Source organism: Acidithiobacillus marinus (assembly GCF_002847505.1).
Classification (GTDB): Bacteria; Pseudomonadota; Gammaproteobacteria; order Acidithiobacillales; family Acidithiobacillaceae; genus Acidithiobacillus; species Acidithiobacillus marinus.
In genome coordinates this window covers 98,610-121,730 of the sequence record NZ_MXAV01000034.1, presented here as the reverse complement: position 1 = coordinate 121,730, position 23,121 = coordinate 98,610, and the positions used below count along the sequence as shown (strand labels likewise).

The following is a 23,121-nucleotide window of genomic DNA, read 5'->3' as shown; positions in this document are numbered from 1 at the left end:
TGGCACTCCTTTTGCTTAGTTTTTCTGATGTATTCCGAAGGCCCTGGAATTGCCCATGAAAACCTCCATACGAATCTGGCTGTGGATGATTCTCTGTTGTTTCGCCCTGCCCGCGCAAGCCGATCTGAGCTTTCTACTGCCTCCGGTCAGCAGCCCCGCCATCATGTATGCCGCTTTTACCCCGCTGGCCAAGTACTTAAGTCAAGTCATTGGTCAAAAAATTACTCTGCATTTCAGTGCTAATTTGCAAAGTTTTTACGATCAAGCCGACAAGAAAACACCACAGATGGTTCTTTTTTGTCCCATTTCTTACATCCGCAGCGCCCACCAGCAAGCCTACTATCCGCTTGCCGGCATAATCCCTACGCCTGGTGGAAACCATAGCGTGATTGTCGTGCGTAGCAACAGTCCAATCCATAACGTCTTACAGCTCAAAAATCGGAGTTTTGTGATGGGTGATCCGGCCTGCGCAGCCTCCTCCCTGGTTCCATTGTCAATGTTTCGAGAATTGGGAATGACGCCAAAAAGCTTCAGCGCCTTTCGCCAAAGCGGTTCCGATCAAAGTGCACTGATGGATGTAGCGGCGCGTTTTTATGATGCCACTGCAGTGGCAAAAAATGTGGCGGCCCCCTACCTGCATTCCGGTGCCTTACGCATCATTGCTGATGCTGCCGTAGGTCCCGGCGATTTACTGGCCGCCTCGGCCGGGGTGCCCGCCACTTTGCGCAAGCAACTCACAGAAGCTTTGTTGCGTGCCAAAAGACGAGATCCCGCCAGCATCCATGCCCTCGGCGGACTGGCAGCCGGATTCCAGCCAATCAATGATGGCGATTATAACGCGCTGCGTACCTTGTATCAGGAAATTCACGGCGTTCAGTTGTCGCCCAAGGTCCCGCAACAAGCACTGACTCTGGGGATTCCCCCGACCTTCACCCCCATTGCGGCATACCGTATTTTTGCGCCACTGCAAAAAGCCTTGAGCGCCGCCACAGGGCGCGCGGTACAACTCGTCATTCCATCTGACGAACAGTCTTTTGTTCAGGATGGTCAAAAGGGCAAGTTTGACTTTGCCCTGCTCACCCCCAAAATGGTCGTTATGGAAAAAAACCAAATGCTTCCCCTGGCGCGGTCGGTTTCTCAGCTTGACCAACATGGCCTGGCCATTATTCGGAGAGACAATGCGTCAGCAACTGCCGCAAATCCATTGCGTATTGCCTTTGCCAGCCCCTATTGCAGCGCCCGCTCGCTGGCTGAGCAGCAATTATTGCGTCTGGCGGGAAAACGCTCCGTGGTCTGGGTGCCCGAAGGTTCGGAACGCGCAGTGTTTACTGCGCTTGCCGAAAATCGCGCTGAACTGGGTATCGTGCGCAGTGCCACGGTCAGGACCCTGGAAAAACAGTTACCGGGCATCTGGTCCGTAGTCCATAGCGCAGGTCGTGCACCTGTATGGACTCTGACAGTCAAGCGTACCCTGAACCGTGAACAACGCATGGCGGTCCAGAAACACGTTGCCGACTTGCCTGCCAATGCCTTGGATACCGCTGGATTCATGGGCTTCCGTCCGTTAGCACATGTCTAACTCAAAAAAATTCAGCGGACCCATGCTTGCGGCTGCACCGCATAAACCGGAAGCGCGGAAATGGCATTCCATGGTTGTGGGCCACTTGGGGCTGATGACCCGTTTCTGGCAGAACATGTCCTGGCGGGCCAAGAGTATGACGTTTGTCTTGCTCCTGGTGGCATTGATTTATTTATCCATTTCCATATTTCTTTACACTTCTGTACGTAATGATCTGACCAATCAGGTGCAAACTGAACTACTGCGACTGACGGAGACCCTGGCCAGTTCGGCGGCAGACCCCCTGCTCCTCAAAGATGGCGGGAAACTGGGGAAACTGGCGGAACTTCGCAATCCATTGGTGCAATCCATTATTATCACCAACAGACAGCATGTAGTGGTCGCCAGCCCGGATATTCGTCAGCTAGGACAAACACTCACCCCATCGCTGAATCGCGACAAAGCTCGTCAGCTGGATCACTTTGCGGCTCCCATTCTGGCCGGCAGCAATCAGTTGGGCTCGGTCTATTTACAGGGTAATCGCCAACATATCAGCGCCCTGGTCAATCAGCGTCTGGATAGAACCACGAGCCGCTTGATTGTGCTGGGCCTGATCACTGCCTTATTGGGATTACTGGGGGCCTACCTGGTCAGCCTGGCCATGACTCGTCCTGTGTTAAGACTACTGGATGAAATCGAAAACATGGAAAATCGTCTGGGGCTCGACAGAAAAATGGCTACAATTCGCGCGCCCCAGTCAGGCGATGAGATCCATCGCCTGGAATGGGCTTTCCGTTTGACCGAGCAACGTCTCAAGGAACATCTGACTGAGCTACGTCAGTTGCACCAGCGTCAACAAGCCATGCAATGTATGGCCACCATTGGCGAAATGTCGGCGCAGGTGGCCCATGAAATTCGCAACGCCCTGTCTTCCCTGCGCGGCGCGGCGCGCTTTCTGGTGCGCTATGGTCAGGCAGATAATCAGGGAGAGTTTATACGCATCATTGAAGAAGAAGTACAACGACTCTATGACATGACCCAAGGGTTTCTGGATTTTGGTCGTCCCTATGCGGCAGTACCGGTGGACACCCCGATTCGTCCTCTGCTGGAACGTTGTCTGGCAAGACACAGAGCTGATCTGGAAACCAAAGCTATCGTAGCCACCCTGGACTGTCCCGAAATACTCTATGCCAAAATCGATCCTTCTCTGATGGAACAAGCGTTGAGCAATCTGATCCTCAATGCCATTGATGCCCTGCCCACGCAGGGGGGAGCACTGCATCTTGGCGCAGAACAAAAGAATCTTACTCAGATGAACATCTCCGTTACGGATAATGGGCCAGGCATCCCTTCGGAAAAACGCGCCACTATTTTCAAGCCCTATGTCACCACCAAAACCAAGGGCAGTGGTTTAGGATTAGCGGTGGTGACCAAAATCATGATGGTGCATGATGGTAGTATTGAATTGTGTGACACCGCTGCTGGTGCCCGATTCATTCTCCATTTACCCTGTGGATTGCCTTCAATCAAAAAGCCCTCAGGCTATTGAACTCCTCTCATAGAGATCTATTCTTACAAATATGCAAAATCTGATTCTAGTTGTGGAAGATGAAAAAAACTTACGCTGCGTTCTGGCGGCAGTTCTGAAAGCCGAGGGATTTCGCGTCGTTGAGGCTGAAAACGGCGAAACGGCCTTGACCGCGATCGAGAGCGAGCAACCGGCGCTGATTCTGACGGATCAACGTCTGCCAGGCATTTCTGGCACCATCCTCCTCCGCAAGATCAAGGCGCAATATCCGCAAATACCGGTCATCATCACTACCGCCTACGGCGAAATCGAGCAGGCTGTAGATGCTATCAAGTCTGGTGCTGAACACTATCTGACCAAGCCGGTGGATGAGGGCGAACTCATCGCGCTCATCCGTCAGACTTTGGACCGCCATGGTAAAGCGCTTCCACCCATGCGTCAGGAACCGCGCCGACATGGGTTGATTGGTGTCAGCCGCGCCATTGAAACCCTGCTGGAGACCATTGATCTGGTGGCTCCCGCCCCCTCCAACGTCCTTATTACCGGTGAATCCGGGACCGGTAAGGAGCTTGTGGCCCGCGCTCTGCATCAAGCCTCCAACCGTGCAGATCAACCTTTTATCGCTTTCAACTGCGGTGCCATCCCACTGGAACTCGTAGAAAGTGAAATTTTTGGCTATGAAAAGGGTGCCTTTACCGGAGCCACTCGCACCCAGGCTGGTAAACTGGAGATGGCCGGGGCTGGCACCCTGTTCCTCGATGAAGTGGGGGACATGCCCCTGGCGATGCAGGTCAAACTGCTGCGTGCCTTGCAGGAGCGAGAATTTACCCGGCTCGGCACACATCAGCCGGTACGCATGGCGGCCCGCATTGTTGCGGCCACTCACATGGATCTGGCCAAAGCGGTGACGGATGGTCACTTTCGGGAGGATCTCTATTATCGACTGAATGTGATCCCGTTACATATTCCACCATTGCGGGAACGGCGGGCGGATATTGCCCCACTGGTCCATCACTTTCTGGAGCAGGTTTGCCAGGTCATCGGTCGCAGTCCAACGGTAACCATCAGTAGTGACGCTCTGGAGTCACTGGAAGCCTACGAATGGCCAGGCAATATCCGTCAGCTGGAAAACCTGCTGGAACGGATGGTGGTGCTTAACCGCAGTGGCCATATTCAGCGCCAGCAATTGCCGGCCGATATCTGTCAACAGAATACTGGACCCGGTAGCAGCAGTGCAGCAAGCCCTTTTGACTTGCCGGCCCTGGAACGGCAAACCGTGCTCAGTGCCCTGGAAAAAACCCGTTTCAATCAAAGTCAGGCAGCTGTTCTGCTGGGGATCAGCCGTAAACAGTTACGCACCAAGATGAAAAACATCGGCTTGTTGGGCGAACAGGACGCAGAAGACGATAATCTCGATGCCTGAGCCATAGCAGGGACCAGTATGGAATATCTGGTCCTTTTGGCACAATGATTTTTCCCTGGATTGCTCCCTTCCACTTTTTGTCGGCGTCCACAGCAAACCCATAGCCCTCTCCTGATACGAATGCGATCTTGCTTGAAAATCCCTGTTCAAAAGAACTTGCGATATAAAGGAACGCAAAAATAAGCAGATATAAACCCAGCCTAAAACTATACTCTACAATTTACTTTATTGTTTATTTTCAACGACTTCAACTGACAAAAGGTGGCACAAATTCTGCTACCTGTATTTTGCCGCGCCAGTGGGACGCGCTGCAACAAAGGAGCATTTTATGAAGCACCGAAATAAACAGCTTGTGCAGATCGCTTTGCTCATGGCAGGACTTTCCGGGTTGACTTTGAGCATGGATGCATCAGCTGCTGATGCGCCGACAAACGCAAGCAATATTCAGGCTGGCAAAGCCATTGCCTTTAATCGCGCCCAGGGCAACTGTCTGGCCTGTCACGCCCTGCCCGGTGGCACTATGGCAGGTAATGTCGGACCGGCTTTGCCCATGAAAGGCGTGACTTTTCAGCAAATGTTCCAAACCAAGGAAAAGTTGGTGGCCTTTCTGGGTGACCCGGAAAAATTATTTCCTTACGCCAATATGCCCGAGTTTGGAAAAAACAAAGTACTGACACATACCCAGTTAGAGCAGGTAGCCGACTATTTGTGGTCTTTAAAGTAACAATCCACCCGTAATTCTTAAGGAGACAATAATGATGAACAAACCCATTGCGCGACGCCAGTTTTTGGGTGCCAGCCTGGCTACGGGAGCAGTGGCCACGGCTGCCGGCCTGGGCCTGCTCAAAACGCAGATGGCCTTTGCGGACAACGTCTCTGGCTGGCCGGCAAAGGCATTTGATGCCAAGTTGCTGAAAGATGCCATGTCCGATTCCATTGGTAAAACCGACGTGCCGGTGTCTTCCAAAGTCAAGTTGACGGCACCCACTATTGCAGAAAATGGTGGTGCAGTTCCTGTGACTATCGAAGTGGAATCTCCCATGACAGCTGATGACTACATTGCGGCGGTTTATTTGTTTGTTGACCACAATCCTACGCCGCTGGCCAGCCAGTTCACCTTTACGCCCGCTTCGGGTCAGGCCTACATCCAGCAACGGATTAAAATGGCCAAAACCGACAATGTTCGGGTCGTGGCCAAAACCAATAAAGGGGTATTGATGGCCTCTGCCCCCCGTGAAGTCAAAGTCACCATTGGTGGTTGCGGCGGCTGAATCCATACTCCCAATTTATTTTAAAGAGGAATTATCCATGGCAGGAAATGTAGGTAACCCAATGGTTCGTATGGCCAGTAGCGCCAAAAAAGGGGAAATTGTCGAAGTCCGTACGTTGATCATGAATCCCATGACCACCGGCCTCACCAAGGACAAGGCAGGAAAAATCATTCCCGCACATTTCATTCAAACCGTCACTATCACCTTTAACGACAAACCCTTGCTGGACATTGACTGGAGTACTGCCGTCAGTGCCAATCCCTACCTTGCATTCAAATTACGTGCAGAAAGTAGCGGTACTCTGAACATAGTCTGGAAAGACAATACCGGCGGGCACTGGAGTGCGAACTCCAAACTGACGGTAGCCTGATACCTATACCAGGGGCGAATACAATCGCCCCAGCAACAACAAGGAGGAACCCATGAAGCGGTTGCTGATTGCGCTTTCAATTATAGGCCTAGCTGGTGTCAGTGACGCCGCGCAGGCAGTCAACTGGTGGGACCTGGGAAACACCAAGGTCGGACCGGCCGAGACACTCAAACAATTCCATGAATATTTCAAGGAACAGAACCCCAAGATGCCTCTGGAAAAGTATGCTTTGGGCGCTTATGCATACAGCCCGGAAATGTACAGTCAATATCAGGAGGCCATTCAGTTCAACCCAGGAGATTTGACATTATCTCAGGGTAAGGCTTTATGGGATAAGGCTTTTGGCAACGGCAAGACCTATGCAAGTTGCTACCCCGACGGAGGAAAGGGTGTTGCGGCCCATTACCCCATGTATGACGCCAAAACCCATGCTATTGTCACCATCGGCACCAGCCTCAATGCTTGCCGTAAGGCTAATGGTGTGGCGCCACTCAAGTATGGCAGCAGCGATATGATCGCCCTGCAAACTTACCTGACATCCTTGTCCAACGGTATGCCCGTAGATATTCAGGTGCAGGGTCCGGGGGCGACAAAAGCCTTTGAAGAAGGAAAAGCCTATTATTTCATGAAGCGTGGGCAACTGAATTTTTCTTGCGCGACCTGCCATGTCGCTTATCCCGGAAAATATCTGCGCGCCCAGATCATTTCCCCGGTACTGGGACAAAGCGCCCATTTCCCGACCTATCGTGCAGCCTGGTCGGCAGTGAACACCTTGCAGAAACGCATAGAAGGTTGCGATAAAAAAGTGGGTGCTGTCCCGCAACCGTTGGAAAGTGCCGATTATAAACATCTGGAATACTTCATGAGTTATCTCAGTAATGGCATCAAAATCAATGTGCCGGGATATCGTCCCTGATTAAAGCAGCGAGTGATCAATCCATGATTTTTCACTCGCCAACACCACTACCAGAACCGATGGGGAATACCATGAATAGGAACAAATCACTGCTGCTCTCGGCAGCTCTCTGTGCAGGGTTGGGGCTGGCTGGTCTGGCTCAAGCGGCTGAAATACCCTCGACGGTAACCGGAATGCCTGCCATCAATACCGCTAGCCCCCTGTACATTGTCAATGTCCAAAAGGGCGTAACCCCGGCGCAAATCAAAATGGGCATCCAAAGTGGCGCCGAAGCCGAAAATATGAACGTCGTGGGTACATTGGACGTTCAGGAGGGGCTCAAGGAAAGAGGCATCAAAAGCAATCAGCCCTATGTGATTTATGAAGTCTGCAATTTGGTACTGGGCGCCAAAATCCTCAAAAGCACCCCGCAATTCGGGGCTTTTGCACCCTGTAAAATTGTCATGTATGAGCAGGACGGACAATTGAAGCTCATGACTTACTTGCCCACTTATGCCCTGAAATATTTCCCGAAAAATCCCGAGTCCGCCAAAGTGGCTCAGGAACTGGATCATCAGATCATCACTGTGATGAAGCAAGCCGCTGCCGGCGGGCTTTAATTCACACCGGAGGATACACAATGAATTTAAGTAGACGTGATTTCATGCAATTGATGGGCATTGCCGGTGCCGGGAGTTTTCTGACTCCGGGAGCCGTACAGTCCGCCTGGGGTGCCGATGCAGATCCTTATGAAATTCCTGACTACGGGAATGTCACCCTGCTGCATATGACGGATTCCCATGCCCAGCTACTGCCGGTCTGGTGGCGGGAACCCGATACGAACATTGGCGTAGGCCCGGTACTGAATCAGGTCCCCCACCTTTGTGGGCAGTGGATGCTCGATTATTATGGTGTAGCTACGCCTCCAGCCAACAAATATGCTTATTCCTGTCTGGACTTCGACACCCTGGCCCACAAGTACGGAAAAATTGGCGGCTATGCGCACATTGCCAGCCTGGTCAAACGCTATCGGCAACAGCGAGGAGACAAAGTCCTGGTACTGGACGGTGGCGACACCTGGCAAGGTTCGGCAACCAGCCTCTGGACCAAAGGAGCGGACATGGTCGGCGCGCAAAATCTGCTGGGCATTGATGATTTTGTGGGCCACTGGGAGTTCACCTACGGACAGGACCGTGTTGAGCATCTGGTCAAAACCCAACTCAAGGCCAATTTCCTGGCCCAGAACGTATTCAGCAACACCTGGCAGGAACTGGTTTTCAAACCTTACCATATTCATGAGGTCAGTGGCCGCAAAATCGCCGTCATTGGTCAGGCTTTTCCCTTTACGCCCATTGCCAACCCGGGCTATATGATTCCTGACTGGGGCTTTGGTATTCATACCGGACACATGCAGAAAATGGTAACGGAGTGCCGCGAACAGCATCATGCTGATCTGGTGGTGATCCTCTCTCATAACGGCGCCGATGTGGACAAGAAAATGGCCGCGATGGTCCAGGGCATCGACATCATTCTGGGTGGACACACCCACGACATCATGGGTCCCAAGCCTTTCATGGTCGGCAAGACCCTGATCATCAACACCAGCACTAACGGCAAAATTCTCGCCCGTTTTGACCTGGATGTGGGCAAGGGCAAGCTCAATGGCTGGCGTTTCCATTATCTGCCGGTATTCTCCAACCTGATCAAGGAAGATGCGGAGATGGCGGACTACATCCATAAGGTTCGCAGCCCGTATCAAGAGAAACTGGCCCAGCCCTTGGCTACCACGGAGAGTCTGCTGTACCGGCGCGACAACTTCAATGGCAGTTTCGACCAGCTGCTCTGTGATGCCCTGCGCGATGAGATGGATTGTGAGGCATCTTTCTCACCGGGCTTCCGCTGGGGCTATTGCAAGCTTCCCGGTGAAACCATCACCATGGAAGACGTGATGGGCCAGACCGCTATCACCTATCCCCAGGTCACGGTCAACACCTACACCGGCGAGCAGATCAAGAACATCATGGAGCAGGTAGCCGACAACATTTTCAATCCGAACCCCTATTACCAACAGGGTGGGGACATGATCCGGGTAGGGAATATTCAGTATGATTTCAATCCCGACGAGAAAATCTACCATCGCTGCAGCAACATGCGGATTGGCGGAAAGCCCATGTCCGCCAGCAAAAAATACAAGGTGGCCGGATGGGCAGCCATGCAACCCGTGGAAGGTAAACCGGTCTGGGAGATTTTTTCAAAGTGGCTGCAATCCAAAAAGCATGTCCGCGTCGACAAATTGGATCTGCCGGTACTCAACAAGGATATGCAAAGCAATAAAGGGATTGCTTTCCCGAAAATGTATCAACTCTAAACGGCTTCAGGTGACGAGCAGCATTCGCCAGCGGCATCTGCCGCTGGTTTTTTTATGGGGAAAACAAGGTCCTGTAGCCCAACCCCCCATTACAACTGATTTTGTCTCGACCTGTCCTCATGCTAGACTGCGTTCTGATTTTTGCGGCCTGGAAGTGGCGATTGGCTTTTTCATATCCCGGGCGCATCTCCCTCTGCATGTAAAAGGCCTGTAACTAGATGATCATGAAACGCATTCTTGGACTTTTTTCCACGGACCTCGCGGTGGACCTCGGCACTGCGAATACCCTGATTTATGTGCGGGGAAAAGGGATTGTCCTGTCGGAACCCTCGGTGGTAGCTATTCATACTGGTCGCCGCAGCGGGAGCAGTCGCCGTTTGCACGTAGGCGAAGAAGCCAAGCGGATGCTGGGCCGCACCCCCGCCAATATTACCGCCATCAGACCCCTCAAGGACGGCGTCATCGCCGACTTCGAAATCACCGAAGCGATGCTCAAACACTTCATTCGTCGCGTGCATCATCAGCGTTTTCTCAGCCCCAGTCCCCGCATTATTGTTTGCGTGCCTTATGGCGCCACCCAGGTAGAACGTCGCGCTATCCGCGAATCAGCCATGAGTGCCGGCGCCCGCGAAGTCCACCTGATTGAAGAGCCCATGGCAGCGGCCATTGGTGCCGGAATGCCCGTCGCTGAACCCACAGGATCCATGGTGGTGGATATTGGCGGTGGCACCACCGAAGTCGGCGTCATCGCCCTGGGCGGCGTGGTGTACTCCCAGAGTGTCAGGGTGGGGGGCGACAAAATGGATGAGGCCATTGTCAATTACATCCGGCGCAATTATGGCATGCTGATTGGCGAAAGCACCGCCGAGGAAATCAAGAAAAAAGTCGGCTGCGCTTACCCGGGTCAGGAAGTGCTGAGCCTCGAAGTCCGGGGTCGCAATCTGGCCGAAGGTGTTCCCCGTACCTTTTCCATCAACAGCAATGAAATCCTGGAGGCCCTTCAGGAACCACTGGGCGCCATTGTCGGCGCCATCAAGCTGGCTCTGGAACAAACGCCTCCCGAGCTAGCCGGGGATATTGCCGAGCGTGGCATGGTTCTCACCGGTGGCGGCGCCCTGCTTCGCGATCTGGACCGGTTGATCATGGAAGAAACTTCCTTGCCGGTCATAGTGGCCGAAGATCCTCTGACCTGTGTGGCCCGAGGCAGTGGTCGCGCCCTGGAAGAACTGGAGCTTCTGGGTGAGGTTTTCGCTGACGACTAAAGCGGCGAAGCCATAGAACCCTCCATGCCCGCGTTGTTTTTCCCCCGCCGCTACCCGCCGCTCCTTCGCGTAGCGGCATTGATATTGTTAAGCCTTGCCGTTGCAGCCTTCAGCGAAAAACATCCGGGGCTGGAAAACTGGTCCGGAAACCTGGCTTATCCAGTGCACTGGATAGATATGCAGGTCGCGGATAACTGGCGCGCCCTGCATCAATACCTCCAGGACCGCAATGAATTGCTATTACAAAATAAGCGGTTGCGTGAAAAAATCAAGGTGATGCAACCGCAGCTACTGGAAAACGAGATACTGCACAATGAAAACCGACAATTACTAGCTTTGCTCGACAGCTTCCCCCGGCCGCCTGGCGAAATGGCGACAACGCAAGTGATTGCCGAAAATTTTTCTCCGGGCAGCCAGCTGATTACAGTCAATCTGGGGAGCATTAACGGGGTAAAAGTAGGGCAGCCGGTCCTCGCGGCTGGTGGAGTAGCCGGACAAGTGATCCATGTAGCTCAACGCAGTGCCCAGATCGCCCTGATTTCCGATCTGGATAGCAGCATTCCTGCGCAACTGGCCGACACGAATATGCCGCTACTGGTTAACGGCACCGGTCACATAAACATCCTGAGCGTTCCTTTTCAGTCGCGCAACACTGCACTGAAAGTGGGCGATCACTTGGTCACTTCGGGTCTGGGGGGACGTTTTCCTCCCGGCTTACAGATCGGTACTATTGCTGATGTCGTTCACAACGGTGACGAGCCCTTCGCACAAATTTCCGTACGTCCTTCTGTGTCCTTGGGCCAGCTTAATACTGTCCTCATTCTATTAAAAAACCCGCCCCCTGTGCAGCATGGTAAATCATGACTACCGTAGCCATGCTCATTGCCTTTTTTCTGGCATTGGTACTGGAAACCATACCCTCTGGTCCAGTATATGGCATGGTCCATCCGGATTTTGTGGCCATGCTCCTTATCTATTGGTCTCTCCGCAGTGGCTCCGAGCTCAGCTATACCCTGGTTTGGCTGATTGGACTGCTTCAGGATCTGGTAATGGGTGATGTTCCCGGAGGGCAAGCCATTGCCGGAGTGCTGATGATTTATGCCCTGATGAATGGTTTGGGTAAAGTAAGGCATCTCTCGGTCTGGGAACAACTAATTTTCATTTTCGTGCTGTTATTACTGCATCGGCTGATTGTCTGGCTCTGGCAACTCTGGTCCGGATCAGTGAGCTGGCATTTTAGCCTGCTTCTCAGCCCATTGATCGGGGCCTTGCTCTGGCCGCTGTTTACCGGCTTACTGGACACCCTGCGCCACCATTTGAAGACCTCCTCATGAAGCTGCAACAACGCCTCCTTCGCCCCTTGCAAAAACTCGACCCTGCTTTGCTGACCGGCATTGTGTTGTTGATGTTCATCAGTCTGGCGGTGCTTTACAGTGGTAGCCAAGAGAGCTTAAAGGTAGTATTTGCCCAATTGTTTCACTTTGCGGTAGGTTTTGCCGTACTGATTGGTGTTGCCAACACCCCACCCGAGCGCTTCCGCGCCTGGGCTCCGGCTCTCTATGTCATTGGCGTCATCCTGCTTGCGCTCACCCTGGTGGCCGGCAAAACCAGTCTGGGGGCTAGGCGCTGGTTAGGAGCCGGGCCCATCACTTTCCAGCCTTCTGAACTCATGAAACTGGCCTTGCCGCTGTTAATGGCCTATTACTATTCACAGCAGGAGAATGTGCGGCGTTGGCGTGCGGCAATCACCGGCTTTATCCTTATTGCCATTCCTTTTCTCCTGATCGCCAAGGAACCGGACCTGGGTACAGCTGCGCAAATTGGCGCAGCTGGGATTTTCATGATGTGGCTGGCAGGCGTCCGCCGCCGCTGGTTCATTGGTCTGCTGATTATCGTCGCCGTCAGCGGGCCGATCATGTGGCATTTTCTGCACGGTTACCAAAAGGAACGGATTCTGACTTTTCTCGACCCTCAACGAGATCCTCTCGGGGCCGGATACCATATCATCCAGAGCATGATTGCCATCGGCTCAGGTGGCTTTTGGGGAAAAGGCTGGTTTAATGGTACCCAGGTCAACCTCGACTTTCTACCCGAGGCCCAGACTGACTTTGTCTTTGCCGGTTTTGCTGAAGAATTTGGTCTTTTTGGTGTGCTCATCCTGATTGCCACCTATCTACTGATTGTCCTGCGCGGATTGGTTATCGCCTTCGAAAGCCGCGATGCGTTCGGGCGTCTGATAGCTGGCACACTGAGCCTGACCTTTTTTCTGTATATTTTTATCAATATGGGCATGACAACCGGGATTTTACCCGTGGTGGGCGTGCCCTTACCTCTGATCAGCTATGGCGGAACCGCCATGCTGACCTTCATGATCGGGCTCGGCATTCTCATGTCTGTCCATGCCCATCCCCGTACCCACGAATGATCAGCAAACAGACATAGCTTTCTTGACGGGCATCATTATAATTCTACAGATGCCCCCAAGATTTATTCCAAATTCAGTACTGCGTATTGAGGACCTGATGATATCCCGCCTATCCCTGATGAATCCTATTTTTCTCTTGTTTTTTGGACTGCTTTTTGCCAGCAGCGCCTTAGCGGTTGTTCCCACTCCACGACTGCCGACACCGCCGGCACCCGCCCTGCCAGCCATCGCCAGCTATGTATTGATGGATTACGACACCGGTCAGATTATTGCCGCCAAAAGTGAAAACCTGCGCCGGGCGCCAGCCAGCCTGACCAAACTCATGACCGCTTATCTGACTTATCAGGCCATCCATAACGGCAGCCTCAATCCTCATGAAAACATTGCTGTATCCACCAAAGCCTGGAAAACCGGCGGCTCCAGCATGTTCATCCAGCCCGGACTGGCGGTCAATGTCGATCAGCTCCTGCATGGTCTTTTGATTGATTCCGGTAATGATGCTGCCGTGGCTCTGGCAGAGACAGTGGCCGGCAGTCAGTCCGGCTTTGTAACCTTGATGAACGAAAGCGCCGGACAGCTGGGCCTGCAAAACACTCATTATAATAATGTTGATGGCTTACCCGATGATAATCTCTATACCACGGCCCTGGATGTCGCCCGGCTTTCCCAGATACTGATCCAGCAATATCCCCAGGTTATCCAGATTACCAAGCAGAAATCCTATACCTACAATAAAATCACCCAGCGTAGCTGGAATCCAGTTCTGTTTCGCGACTCCAGTGTGGATGGCCTGAAAACCGGCCTGACCGACGCTTCCGGATATTGTATTGATGCCACGGCCCAGCGTAATGGCCGACGCCTGATTGCCGTCGTCATGGGCGGTCCCAACTGGGCGGGCAGCACCAATGCGGTGGAGGCCCTGCTGGATTATGGCTACCGCTTTTTTGTCAACCATCCCCTCTATCACTCGGGCGCAAAGGTGGGCGACATTACCCGCAATGATTTTTCGCCCATGCACATACCTGTAGGCGTTATCAGCAGTGTGACCGTCACCGTACCCAAAGGCCATTTTTCAGATCTGCAGCAGGTCGTCGAAGTGCGTCCCAATTTGCAGGCTCCCCTGAAAAAAGGTACGGTCGTAGGAAAGTTGGTTTTTCGTTTGGACGGAAAAACTCTCAAAACGGTGCCGGTCGTCAGTCAGGTTTCTGTAGAAAAGGCTGGCTGGATAACTCGTATGTTCCATAAAATCGGTGAAGCCCTCTGAATCAGGATGAGAGGACCCTGAATGACATCTGAATCCCAACATGCAGGGGATTATCCCCATTTGCATCATGTCAAAGTCATCGGTCAGCAGACCAATTTGCTGGATGCCGTACGCAAGGCCGTGGAGCCCCATGCCCCCCATCTGCACGATAATGATTTTGTCATGCGCAGCAGTAGCCAGGGGAATTACTGTGCGGTCACCATCTCTCTGGAAGTCCAACATGAAGCTCAACTTCTAGCCATTTATACGGCAGTCAAAGCCGTGGACGGAGTCATCCTCTGCTTATGAACCATTCTCCCATACTGGTGCGCTGCTGGCCCGGCATTCTGCCCTACTTCACGGTGCTCGACGCCATGCGCGAATTCACCGCCCAGCGGGATGCCGAAACTCCTGATCAAATGTGGCTGCTTCAGCATCCGCCAGTATTTACCCTGGGGCGCAGTGCAAATGCCGCCGATGTGCTTGATCCCGGCTCCATCCCTGTCATCCGCAGTGATCGGGGCGGCAAGGTCACCTACCATGGTCCAGGACAATGGATTGTTTATTTACTGATAGATTTACCACGTATGGGTATCGATGTTCGTCAACTGACCAGCTTCATGGAACAGGCCGTCATTCAGCTCCTGGCAGAACATGAGGTGTGCGCTCATGCCCGCAAGGATGCACCGGGGGTATATGTGGGAGAAGCTAAAATAGCCTCCCTGGGACTGCGGGTCCAAAAGGGCCGCAGTTATCATGGCTTAAGCCTGAACACCGATATGGACTTAAGCCCTTTCCAGCGCATTCATCCCTGTGGCATGCCCGGGCTGGCCGTCACCCAGATACATGATCTCTGTCCTGAATGGGCCAGCCGGGACGTTGCTGAAGATCTACTGCAAGCGCTGTCCGCGCAGTTACAGCGACCTCTGCGAAGAGGGGGGGCCTGAGAGGATGGAAGCTACTGCCGATAAAAAAGCCGGAAGAGGTGCGGAAAAAACCTCCCGTAACCCTATTCCCATCATTCCTGTAGAAACTCCCAGGATGCCCAAACCCCAGTGGTTGCGAGTGCGCTCCCCTCTGTCACCAGAAGTGGATCGCCTCAAAAAGATTTTACGGACAGCAGACCTGCATACGGTTTGTGAAGAAGCCTCCTGTCCCAATCTCGGCGAATGTTTTGGTAGTGGGACCGCCACCTTCATGATTCTCGGGGATGTTTGTACCCGCCGCTGCCCCTTCTGCGATGTGGCCCATGGCCGTCCCCAGCCCCCGGATGCTGCAGAACCCCTGCATCTTGCCCAGACCGTCGCCACCATGGGATTGCGTTTTGTGGTCATTACTTCGGTGGATCGGGATGATTTGCGCGATGGCGGCGCCGGACATTTCGCCGATGTCATCGGCGCCTTGCGCCAGCACTGCCCGGATCTGCATATAGAAATCCTGGTTCCAGACTTTCGCGGGCGCATGGAGAAAGCCCTGGCGGCTCTCCACGACACCCCCCCGGATGTGTTCAATCACAATCTGGAAACTGTACCCCGCCTGTACCTCCAGGCCCGCCCAGGTGCCGACTACCGTCACTCCCTGAATCTGCTATCTGCCTTCAAAGCGCAACATCCCGATATTCCCAGCAAATCAGGACTCATGCTCGGGCTGGGAGAAGAACTGGACGAGATTCGTGAAGTCATGCAGGATCTGCGTCAGGCGGGTTGCGAACTACTGACGCTGGGACAATACTTGTCTCCTTCCCGCCATCATCTGCCGGTGTCCCGATTTGTCCCACCGGATGAGTTTGAAGCCCTGCGCCTGGACGGGCTGGCGATGGGCTTCCGTCACGTCGCCAGCGGTCCCCTGGTGCGCTCTTCCTATCATGCCGAACGCAGTTTTCATGAAATGACCGAAGACTAATCGGCATAAATCATGCTGCTGCGTTACACCACAGTTCTGACGCTGGCATCTGCGTTACTGCAACCTCCCGGCATTCTATTTCTTCTTGCCCTTTCTGGCTGGGTCCTGGACGTGCTCGGCTGGCGATACCTGGGGCGCACGCTACTGCTGGTCGCTCTGTGCGTCCTCTATTTTTTTTCTACTGCCATTGGCACAAGGTGGCTGATCAGCCCCCTAGAAAACCGCTACCCCCCCCTCGGCCACCCTCTTCAAGGACCTGAGCGTCCAGGTGCCATTGTCGTTCTGGGTGGTGGTGAGGTCATGACCTCACCAGACTCACAGCAGGAAACCGCCAATGCCCGCACCCTGGTGCGCCTGATGGCTGCGGCAAGGCTCGCCCACTGCACCCATCTACCCTTGGTCCCCAGTGGAGGTGCCCCACGCTTCGGCGTGGCCGCAGAAGCCATTACGATGGCCCATATTCTCCGTCAGGATTTTCACGTAACCAGCCCGATCTGGCCGGAAACCCACTCTTACAATACCGCCGCCAATGCCGCAGATTCCAGTGCTTTGCTGGCTGAACATCATATTCAGCGCATCTATCTGGTCACCTCGGCACTGCACATGCCAAGAGCCGCAGCCTGGTTTCGATTATCTCATCTTGACGTCGTCCCGGTCCCCACCGATTATCGCCTCAATCAGGCTCGGCCATACCGGCTAACGAGCTGGCTCCCCCGGGCCATTTTCATGGAAATCAGCAGTGAGGCCAGCCATGAATATCTGGGCCTGCTCTGGCTCTGGCTCCAGGAGCAGGGTCTGGGCAAAAGCAACTAAGGTTTTAATCCGCCTTGCGGTCGGGGAACAAAACCTGAACGTGTAGATGCTCTCCTTCACTGGGTTTTGCCAGCTTCAGCGGCGCAGGAACTGCCGCGCCATTGGCAGAAGGCCCATAGGGCGCATAGGCATAGGGCTTGGCGGGAAGGGCTGCTGCCAGGGTCTGGTAACTGGGGGAGTGGACGCCGATGGGCAAAGCCACGGTATTGTGCTCACCGACCACCCGCCGCACCTTGCTCCAGTCGATGGCCTGCTTAATGTGGTGTTCCTGCATGAAGATCTTGATCTGCATGGCCGCACGCTGCAGGTCGGGCACACCTTTGTGATAGGTATTCATGGGTTTATAGGACTGCAGGTAGACCTCACCATCATGGACCCCCACCAGATTGGGCATGTCGATGATGCGCACCGGCGTTCCTACCGGAACCAAGGGAAAAAGTTGTGCCACATTCTCGGGATACATCTGAAAGCAACCCTGACTGGCGCGCATGCCTACTCCCCAGGGATGATAGGTACCGTGAATGAATATTCCCGATAGCCCGGTTTCCATCGCCAGTTCGCCCATGGGATTTTCCGGTCCGGGTGGCCAGTACCAGGGAATATCCATATGAAATTTTTGCTTGAACCAGGCATGGATGTTTTTGGGCACATTCCAGGCCGGCATCTTGAACTTGGCGATGATCCGGGTCGTGGTCAGATTTTCTTTCCAGCCCGGCAAGAACACGCCTACCGGGTAGGTGTACACCACATGATCATTGTTCGGAAAAAAGTAAATTCGCCGCGCTGGAATGTCCACTACAATGCCGGTCCAGGGTTTGGGCGGCAGAATGTACTGGGCAGGAATGACCACTTTACTGGCCTGCCCCGGCAGCCACGGGTTGACTCCTGGATTCGCCCGGGTGGTCTGATTGTAACCCAGATCATAAAAACGTCCGATATCGAGGAGCGTATCGTCCCGATGGGTAGTGACTGCATGCAGTGCGCCCACCATATTGCCATGTTCTGGCAAAGGAAACACACTTGCTTCAGCTCCATCCATGCCCAGAGCCACGAGCACCGCAGTAAACAGCCAAATACCCCATTGTTTTTGTTTCATTAGCCTTCCTGTTTGCGGCAAATACCATTAAGATGCCGGGCCAACTCCGAATAAGGTTGTTGGTAGCATGTTTTATAACCATCATTATCATAAGGGAAAAGGAGGCCTTTATGGAATCACCACACATCATCATTTTAAAAAGTGCGAGTCAGGGAAGCGCGATTCCTGCAACCGAACTGCGGGATGCTCTGTTTCGCCTGGATCACATGCTGGCTGATCTGGTCGAAGACCTGCAAATTCCCTTTCGGGGGCCCTGTGTAGGTTTGCGCCAAGCACCTGAACAACATCTGCTGGCTGTCGCCAGACATCGCTGGTCTCAGGAAGATTGCCGCTGGGGAGTGGCCATCTGCAGCCAGCATCCGCGCTATGACCTGCGTGCAGAATGGACCTTGGCTACCGTCAGCCGCGAGCGTCTGCCCCTGGTGGTGAAAGCACTCCCGGCCTTTTTTTCGGGTTATGCCAGCGCAGCAGCTCAAGGCATCGAACCCACGCGTCCGAGTCTGTCCCGTTTAAAATCTTTGGCTGAACTGTTTGCACATTGACAGCACCTTGAAAACGCCTATTTACGAGCTCATGAGTCAATTGCCACAAACATATTCAATCGGAAGTGAGCTTCGTGCATGGAATTACCTTTTAGCAGCCTGATTATCATTGGATTACTTCTTGTTCTCGTGGTTTTCGCGGGACTCTGGAAGTTATTCAACAGAAAAAAACTGCTGAAAGCTTCTCCGATTGCCAAGACTGCGCATACTGAAGAACGGTCAGTTGCGCCCCCTCCCCTGCAAGCTCCTCAGGCCTCCACATTAACCACGCCAGCCGGGATCGCGAGTGCGGAAGTGGATGAAACCAGCATTCTTGATGAAATTGAAATTTATCTGGCTTATGGTCATTTGGAGCAGGCTGCTACATCCTTGCGCTGGTACGTTTCCCACAATCCAGATGACATCCAGCAAAGCCGGAGATTACTGACCCTGTATCAAGAAATTCCGGACATGGATGGCTTCGCTGAATTGTTGACTCAGCTCTGTGATACGAAGACCATTTCCGGCGCAGAAGCTCAAGACCTTACTCTTGCAGGTCTTCGCTTAGATCCAGACAATCTCCAGCTCCGCGTCCTTGCTGAAAATACGGGTATTAGTAACAGTCAGTTAGTGGCCATCAACAGCATACAAAACATCGAGAATCCAGCGCAGACTTCATCCGCACTCCAGAGAGCACAGCAAGAACTTCAGCAAGCATTGGTCAATCCTGAGCCTCTGGATATGGATCTTGGCGGTTTTTCAGAAAAGACCCTACCCAATCCAAGAACCAAAACGAATTCTGCCCAGACCAGCGAAGAAGAAACCCTACTGCAAGGTCAGTTGCGCCTTGAGGCTATTCGTCCCGAAGAATGGAGCATCTGCGCAACCTTGGTTGATCCATTGACTACCATTCGGGCCTTACAGGCGGCCCAACAAAACGTCGAAGCCGAACGCATACTGAAACGCAACCTTATTTTTGATCCCCGCAAGCTGGTCCTGCATGTGGCTTTACTGGATATGCTCTATCAGCAAAAACGTTGCGAAAATTTCGCAGAAGCATTACTCCAACTGTATATCAGCTTATGGGGAGCAGGGACCGCGCTGCGCATACGAATGCTGAATCATGGCCGTCAACTCGGAGAACATCCCCTTTGGGATCAATTGGAAGCCAGTGAAACCAACAAACATATACTCGCTGATCAAGCAGAACAATACGGTCTTTATCTGCCCCTGACAGCCATTCCCTTTACCAGCCCGGCACTGGTTCTGGAAGAAGTTCATCGCGATCATCAGATCATGGCCAAGGACAATGATGACAGTATTCTACAAGAGTTCGACAGTCTTCTGGAGTATGGACAAGTGGAAGAGGCCGTGGATCTCCTCGAAAAAGCCACACTCGCCCGCCCAGACCATAAAATTTACTACCGACCGCTCCTGGAAATGTATGAACGTATGGGTGCCCAAGAGCGTTTTTCCAGTTTTACTCGTGCCATTCTTAATATGGAAACACCACCGGATGAAGAAATCATGCGCCAGATGTTCAGCCTTGCTGAACGTATGCAACGCCAACCGCAGCGTCAGGTCATTTAGGATTTACTCATGACGAATAACATCTCCCAAAGTGATACCATCCTCGTTCGCAGCCTCGGTATGGATCATCGCAAGGAAGCGGTTTTTCGTATGGCTTTCAAAATGCATACTCGCCGTGAATATCACTTGCTTGAACCCAGTGATGATCGGATTCCACATTTGACGATTGTGGATATTGACGGGCCACAGGGTCTTGAAATTGCCAACAAGCTCCATCTGGCGGAGCCGGAACAGCGTATTCTGGTAACCAGCGTTTCCTCTCCGGCAAATTGCGTCTTCCCGATACTCCAGAAACCCGTGCGCATGGAAACCTTGTTTCCTGCATTGGAAGCGCTTTTACTGGATACACCCCGGTTACCGGAAAAAGCGCCTACTGATAGCAATGTCAAGCCCATTCGTCCGGATGTGCGCGTTCCCGAAATCAGCGTCCAGATGCCGGAGGTAATTCCAACACAAGCGCCGCCGAGTGCTCCAGCGATACCTGCCAAACCGGCGCCGGTGCTTCGCCCTGAAGAAATCCAGTATTTCAGTTCCAGTGAAGGTTTATTGGGCCTGCTGCAAATTGCACAACGAGATCAGGCAACGACCATCATTGCAGATCAGAACCAACACATCATCGTCCGCATTGAAGCGATGACTGATCAGGCCATCGTTCTGGTAGATGATGAACAGTTGCAGCATATTTGTCGCGGATCATCTATAGAATTGCAGATGCGTGCACCCCGAGCGGATGACTCCGTAGATAGTCACACTGCACGCCATATGTCCCTGCAATCCCTGCTCTGGCAGACCGGCGCATGGACAGCAAATGGTCGACTGAACCAGAAACTACAAATAAATGCTCCCGTACAACTTAAGCAATGGCCCAATCTGACCCGTTTACCCATGCTCCCGGATGCGCTGCGCCTGGCGGCATTTCTGGCAAGATCTCCAGCTTCTCCCGCACTCACGGTAAAAATGCTGCGCGTTGAGGTGCCGGATTTATTCAACTTCCTGGCCGCTGCAGATGCGTTGGACTTACTCCGCTATAACACGCCGGAAAATCCAAGCAATGTTGTTCGGTCTGGGCAGCATTCAAGCTCTGCAGATGCTGAAATTCCCGCAGCCAAAAGAAGCTTTTTGGGTCGCCTCCTGAAACGCATAGCCGGAATATAAGGCTTGCGCATGCTGCGATGCGGATCACAATGATTTTCAAGGAGCCATTTTGTGAGAGAAGATAATAAAATCGTTTTTACAGGTCCAGTTGGCGCGGGGAAAACTACCGCCATATCGGTCTTATCGGACACGCCGATCATTTCTACCGATGCTCAGGCCTCTGACATGACCCTGAATCGCAAAGGACATACAACCGTCGCCATGGACTATGGCACACTCAAGCTGGATGCCCAGACCAAAATCCATCTTTATGGTACACCGGGGCAAGAACGCTTTGATTTCATGTGGGACATCCTCACGACAGGCGGATTGGGGCTCGTTCTCATGCTGGATAATACCCGCCCCAACCCCAAAAAAGATCTACATTTTTTTCTGCACGCCTTCAAGGACTACATTATCAATGTCCCGGTAGTGATTGGCATTTCCAAGACCGATATCCAAAATCGACCAAGCCCAAAAGACTATGCCGACATGCTGCTCGATGTCACTACAGATCTCAAAATGTTGAATCCAATTCCTCCTATTTTTGAAATCGATGGCCGCAAAAAGGAAGATATCAAAAATCTGGTCATGGCCCTGCTCTACTCCATCGATCCAGGGATTGGAGATGTTCTATGAGTATAGAGCTGGTTTCGGCGAGCACTGAAGTCTTCGGCGAAGTAACGCCAGCGGGAGCCTTTTATGCGACTTCCAGCCCCGACCAGGAAGGTAACCGCGCGCTTTTGTTGCAAGTCCTCCGCACGGGAAATCGTGCGCCATTTTCTGCCGAAATAGCCTGCCAATGGGCAGAAACCAGCAATCCCGAAGAAGCTCTGCGCAGTGTGTTCCGCCTGCAACGGCTCGGGTTGTTGCGCGGCGCTCAGAAGGCCCGCGCCGATAGTGGGCTGCGGCTGGAAGATGCCCTGCCGCCGTTACTGGCGCGCTTGTCCGATCAGCAAAAAACCCTGCTCGCTGATGAAAATGGTTTTTATCTCGCAGCGGCAGGCTTTGCCCATGAAGCAGCTGAAGAACTGGCAGGTCTTTCCGCTGATTTACTTTCTCTGCACTCCCGCCATAGCCGATTGCTAAAAAACAACTTACGGGTCAATACGGAATCCTGGGGACTATTGGACCCTTCCGGCCGATCTGAACTGGGTTTTTGGCCGCTATTCATCGGGCAACAACGTTTCATGCTTATTGTCAGCGGCACCCCCCGTCTCCAGGATCAATCCTTTGTCACACTGGTCCAGGAACTGGATAAACGCTACCGCTAATTTTTAATATCCATGCCGAATTATTGATAGTTTATCAGGAGAACATCCATGCGCGAAGAAATGCTCAAATCCATCCTCAGTGACCTCAATGGCTCATCCGCCGATATTGAGGCTTCTGCGGTCATCTCTACTGACGGTCTTACTATTGCCTCCCTGCTTTCTTCAAGCATGGATGAAGACCGCGTCGGCGCCATGGCTGCCGCCATGCTGTCCCTGGGTGACCGTACCGCCGCAGAATTGGCCCGGGGAGAGCTGGAACAGGTCATGATCAAGGGTGACAACGGCTACGTGCTGCTTATTCACGCGGGTCCGGATGCCGTTTTGACCATTATCGCCCGCAAGGAAGCCAAGCTGGGGCTGGTTTTTCTGGATGCCAAACGCGCCTCCAGCGGTATTGCCGAACTACTGTGATCCTGCCTTTATAGCCAGGGTTATTCCTGATCACTTC

At 53.0% G+C, this 23,121-nt stretch carries 25 protein-coding genes; 24 read left to right on the top strand and 1 reads right to left on the bottom strand.

What is annotated here, in order from left to right:
* Positions 1-55 precede the first annotated feature (55 nt).
* The 18 genes from B1757_RS08655 (at position 56) to B1757_RS08570 (ending at position 17,058) form a co-directional block, all read left to right on the top strand.
* The gene (locus B1757_RS08655; protein WP_101537930.1) at positions 56-1,579 is read left to right on the top strand and encodes a PhnD/SsuA/transferrin family substrate-binding protein; all 1,524 of its coding nucleotides are present in this window, start codon (positions 56-58) and stop codon (positions 1,577-1,579) included.
* Positions 1,572-3,107 (top strand): sensor histidine kinase, encoded by a 1,536-nt coding sequence (locus tag B1757_RS08650; protein WP_172437650.1) that lies wholly within the window; start codon positions 1,572-1,574, stop codon positions 3,105-3,107. Before B1757_RS08655 ends, B1757_RS08650 begins: the two co-directional genes overlap by 8 nt.
* Before the next feature lie 52 nt (positions 3,108-3,159).
* Positions 3,160-4,509: a sigma-54-dependent transcriptional regulator gene (locus tag B1757_RS08645; RefSeq protein WP_253253787.1), complete on the top strand. Its 1,350-nt coding sequence runs from the start codon at positions 3,160-3,162 to the stop codon at positions 4,507-4,509.
* A 328-nt stretch (positions 4,510-4,837) separates the two neighbouring features.
* On the top strand, positions 4,838-5,233 hold the full coding sequence (gene soxX / locus B1757_RS08640) for a sulfur oxidation c-type cytochrome SoxX (protein ID WP_101537928.1): 396 nt from the start codon (positions 4,838-4,840) through the stop codon (positions 5,231-5,233).
* A 34-nt stretch (positions 5,234-5,267) separates the two neighbouring features.
* Positions 5,268-5,780, top strand: a complete 513-nt coding sequence (soxY, locus tag B1757_RS08635) for a thiosulfate oxidation carrier protein SoxY (RefSeq protein WP_101538043.1) — start codon at positions 5,268-5,270, stop codon at positions 5,778-5,780.
* Between the two features lie 37 nt (positions 5,781-5,817).
* The gene (soxZ, locus tag B1757_RS08630; protein WP_101537927.1) at positions 5,818-6,150 is read left to right on the top strand and encodes a thiosulfate oxidation carrier complex protein SoxZ; all 333 of its coding nucleotides are present in this window, start codon (positions 5,818-5,820) and stop codon (positions 6,148-6,150) included.
* Between the two features lie 52 nt (positions 6,151-6,202).
* Positions 6,203-7,066 (top strand): sulfur oxidation c-type cytochrome SoxA, encoded by an 864-nt coding sequence (soxA, locus tag B1757_RS08625; RefSeq protein ID WP_101537926.1) that lies wholly within the window; start codon positions 6,203-6,205, stop codon positions 7,064-7,066.
* A gap of 71 nt (positions 7,067-7,137) precedes the next feature.
* Positions 7,138-7,665 (top strand): DUF302 domain-containing protein, encoded by a 528-nt coding sequence (locus B1757_RS08620; protein WP_101537925.1) that lies wholly within the window; start codon positions 7,138-7,140, stop codon positions 7,663-7,665.
* Between the two features lie 20 nt (positions 7,666-7,685).
* Complete coding sequence (soxB, locus tag B1757_RS08615) at positions 7,686-9,413, top strand: thiosulfohydrolase SoxB (RefSeq protein ID WP_101537924.1); 1,728 nt, start codon at positions 7,686-7,688, stop codon at positions 9,411-9,413.
* Between the two features lie 218 nt (positions 9,414-9,631).
* Positions 9,632-10,675: a rod shape-determining protein gene (locus tag B1757_RS08610; protein ID WP_101537923.1), complete on the top strand. Its 1,044-nt coding sequence runs from the start codon at positions 9,632-9,634 to the stop codon at positions 10,673-10,675.
* 24 nt (positions 10,676-10,699) lie between these two features.
* Entirely contained in the window at positions 10,700-11,539 is an 840-nt protein-coding gene (gene mreC, locus B1757_RS08605) for a rod shape-determining protein MreC (protein ID WP_101537922.1), read from the top strand.
* On the top strand, positions 11,536-12,009 hold the full coding sequence (gene mreD, locus B1757_RS08600) for a rod shape-determining protein MreD (RefSeq protein ID WP_101537921.1): 474 nt from the start codon (positions 11,536-11,538) through the stop codon (positions 12,007-12,009). The genes mreC and mreD overlap by 4 nt, the downstream gene beginning before the upstream one ends.
* Complete coding sequence (gene rodA, locus B1757_RS08595) at positions 12,006-13,100, top strand: rod shape-determining protein RodA (RefSeq protein ID WP_101537920.1); 1,095 nt, start codon at positions 12,006-12,008, stop codon at positions 13,098-13,100. Before mreD ends, rodA begins: the two co-directional genes overlap by 4 nt.
* A 97-nt stretch (positions 13,101-13,197) precedes the next feature.
* Positions 13,198-14,364, top strand: coding sequence for a D-alanyl-D-alanine carboxypeptidase family protein (locus B1757_RS08590; protein ID WP_101537919.1), 1,167 nt, complete (start codon positions 13,198-13,200; stop codon positions 14,362-14,364).
* 21 nt (positions 14,365-14,385) lie between these two features.
* Entirely contained in the window at positions 14,386-14,652 is a 267-nt protein-coding gene (locus B1757_RS08585; protein WP_101537918.1) for a YbeD family protein, read from the top strand.
* Entirely contained in the window at positions 14,649-15,290 is a 642-nt protein-coding gene (gene lipB, locus B1757_RS08580; RefSeq protein WP_101537917.1) for a lipoyl(octanoyl) transferase LipB, read from the top strand. The genes B1757_RS08585 and lipB overlap by 4 nt, the downstream gene beginning before the upstream one ends.
* Positions 15,291-15,294: 4 nt before the next feature.
* Positions 15,295-16,245 carry a lipoyl synthase gene (lipA, locus tag B1757_RS08575; protein WP_101537916.1) on the top strand — a complete coding sequence of 317 codons (951 nt, stop codon included), beginning with the start codon at positions 15,295-15,297 and terminating at the stop codon, positions 16,243-16,245.
* Positions 16,246-16,257: 12 nt separating this feature from the next.
* The gene (locus B1757_RS08570) at positions 16,258-17,058 is read left to right on the top strand and encodes a YdcF family protein (protein WP_101537915.1); all 801 of its coding nucleotides are present in this window, start codon (positions 16,258-16,260) and stop codon (positions 17,056-17,058) included.
* A 4-nt stretch (positions 17,059-17,062) separates the two neighbouring features.
* On the opposite strand, the gene B1757_RS08565 is transcribed toward B1757_RS08570, so the two are convergent.
* Complete coding sequence (locus B1757_RS08565) at positions 17,063-18,154, bottom strand: L,D-transpeptidase family protein (RefSeq protein WP_101537914.1); 1,092 nt, start codon at positions 18,152-18,154, stop codon at positions 17,063-17,065.
* A 110-nt stretch (positions 18,155-18,264) separates the two neighbouring features.
* On the opposite strand from B1757_RS08565, the gene B1757_RS08560 reads away from it, so the two are divergent.
* The 6 genes from B1757_RS08560 (at position 18,265) to B1757_RS08535 (ending at position 23,084) form a co-directional block, all read left to right on the top strand.
* The gene (locus tag B1757_RS08560) at positions 18,265-18,696 is read left to right on the top strand and encodes a hypothetical protein (protein ID WP_101537913.1); all 432 of its coding nucleotides are present in this window, start codon (positions 18,265-18,267) and stop codon (positions 18,694-18,696) included.
* 78 nt (positions 18,697-18,774) lie between these two features.
* A complete protein-coding gene (locus B1757_RS08555; protein ID WP_101537912.1) occupies positions 18,775-20,265 on the top strand; it encodes a hypothetical protein in 1,491 nt (496 codons plus the stop codon).
* Positions 20,266-20,274: 9 nt separating this feature from the next.
* Complete coding sequence (locus tag B1757_RS08550; RefSeq protein ID WP_101537911.1) at positions 20,275-21,420, top strand: histidine kinase; 1,146 nt, start codon at positions 20,275-20,277, stop codon at positions 21,418-21,420.
* Positions 21,421-21,471: 51 nt separating this feature from the next.
* Positions 21,472-22,038, top strand: a complete 567-nt coding sequence (locus B1757_RS08545; RefSeq protein WP_101537910.1) for a GTP-binding protein — start codon at positions 21,472-21,474, stop codon at positions 22,036-22,038.
* The gene (locus B1757_RS08540) at positions 22,035-22,673 is read left to right on the top strand and encodes a hypothetical protein (protein ID WP_101537909.1); all 639 of its coding nucleotides are present in this window, start codon (positions 22,035-22,037) and stop codon (positions 22,671-22,673) included. The genes B1757_RS08545 and B1757_RS08540 overlap by 4 nt, the downstream gene beginning before the upstream one ends.
* A gap of 48 nt (positions 22,674-22,721) precedes the next feature.
* On the top strand, positions 22,722-23,084 hold the full coding sequence (locus B1757_RS08535; RefSeq protein ID WP_101537908.1) for a roadblock/LC7 domain-containing protein: 363 nt from the start codon (positions 22,722-22,724) through the stop codon (positions 23,082-23,084).
* Positions 23,085-23,121 lie beyond the last annotated feature (37 nt).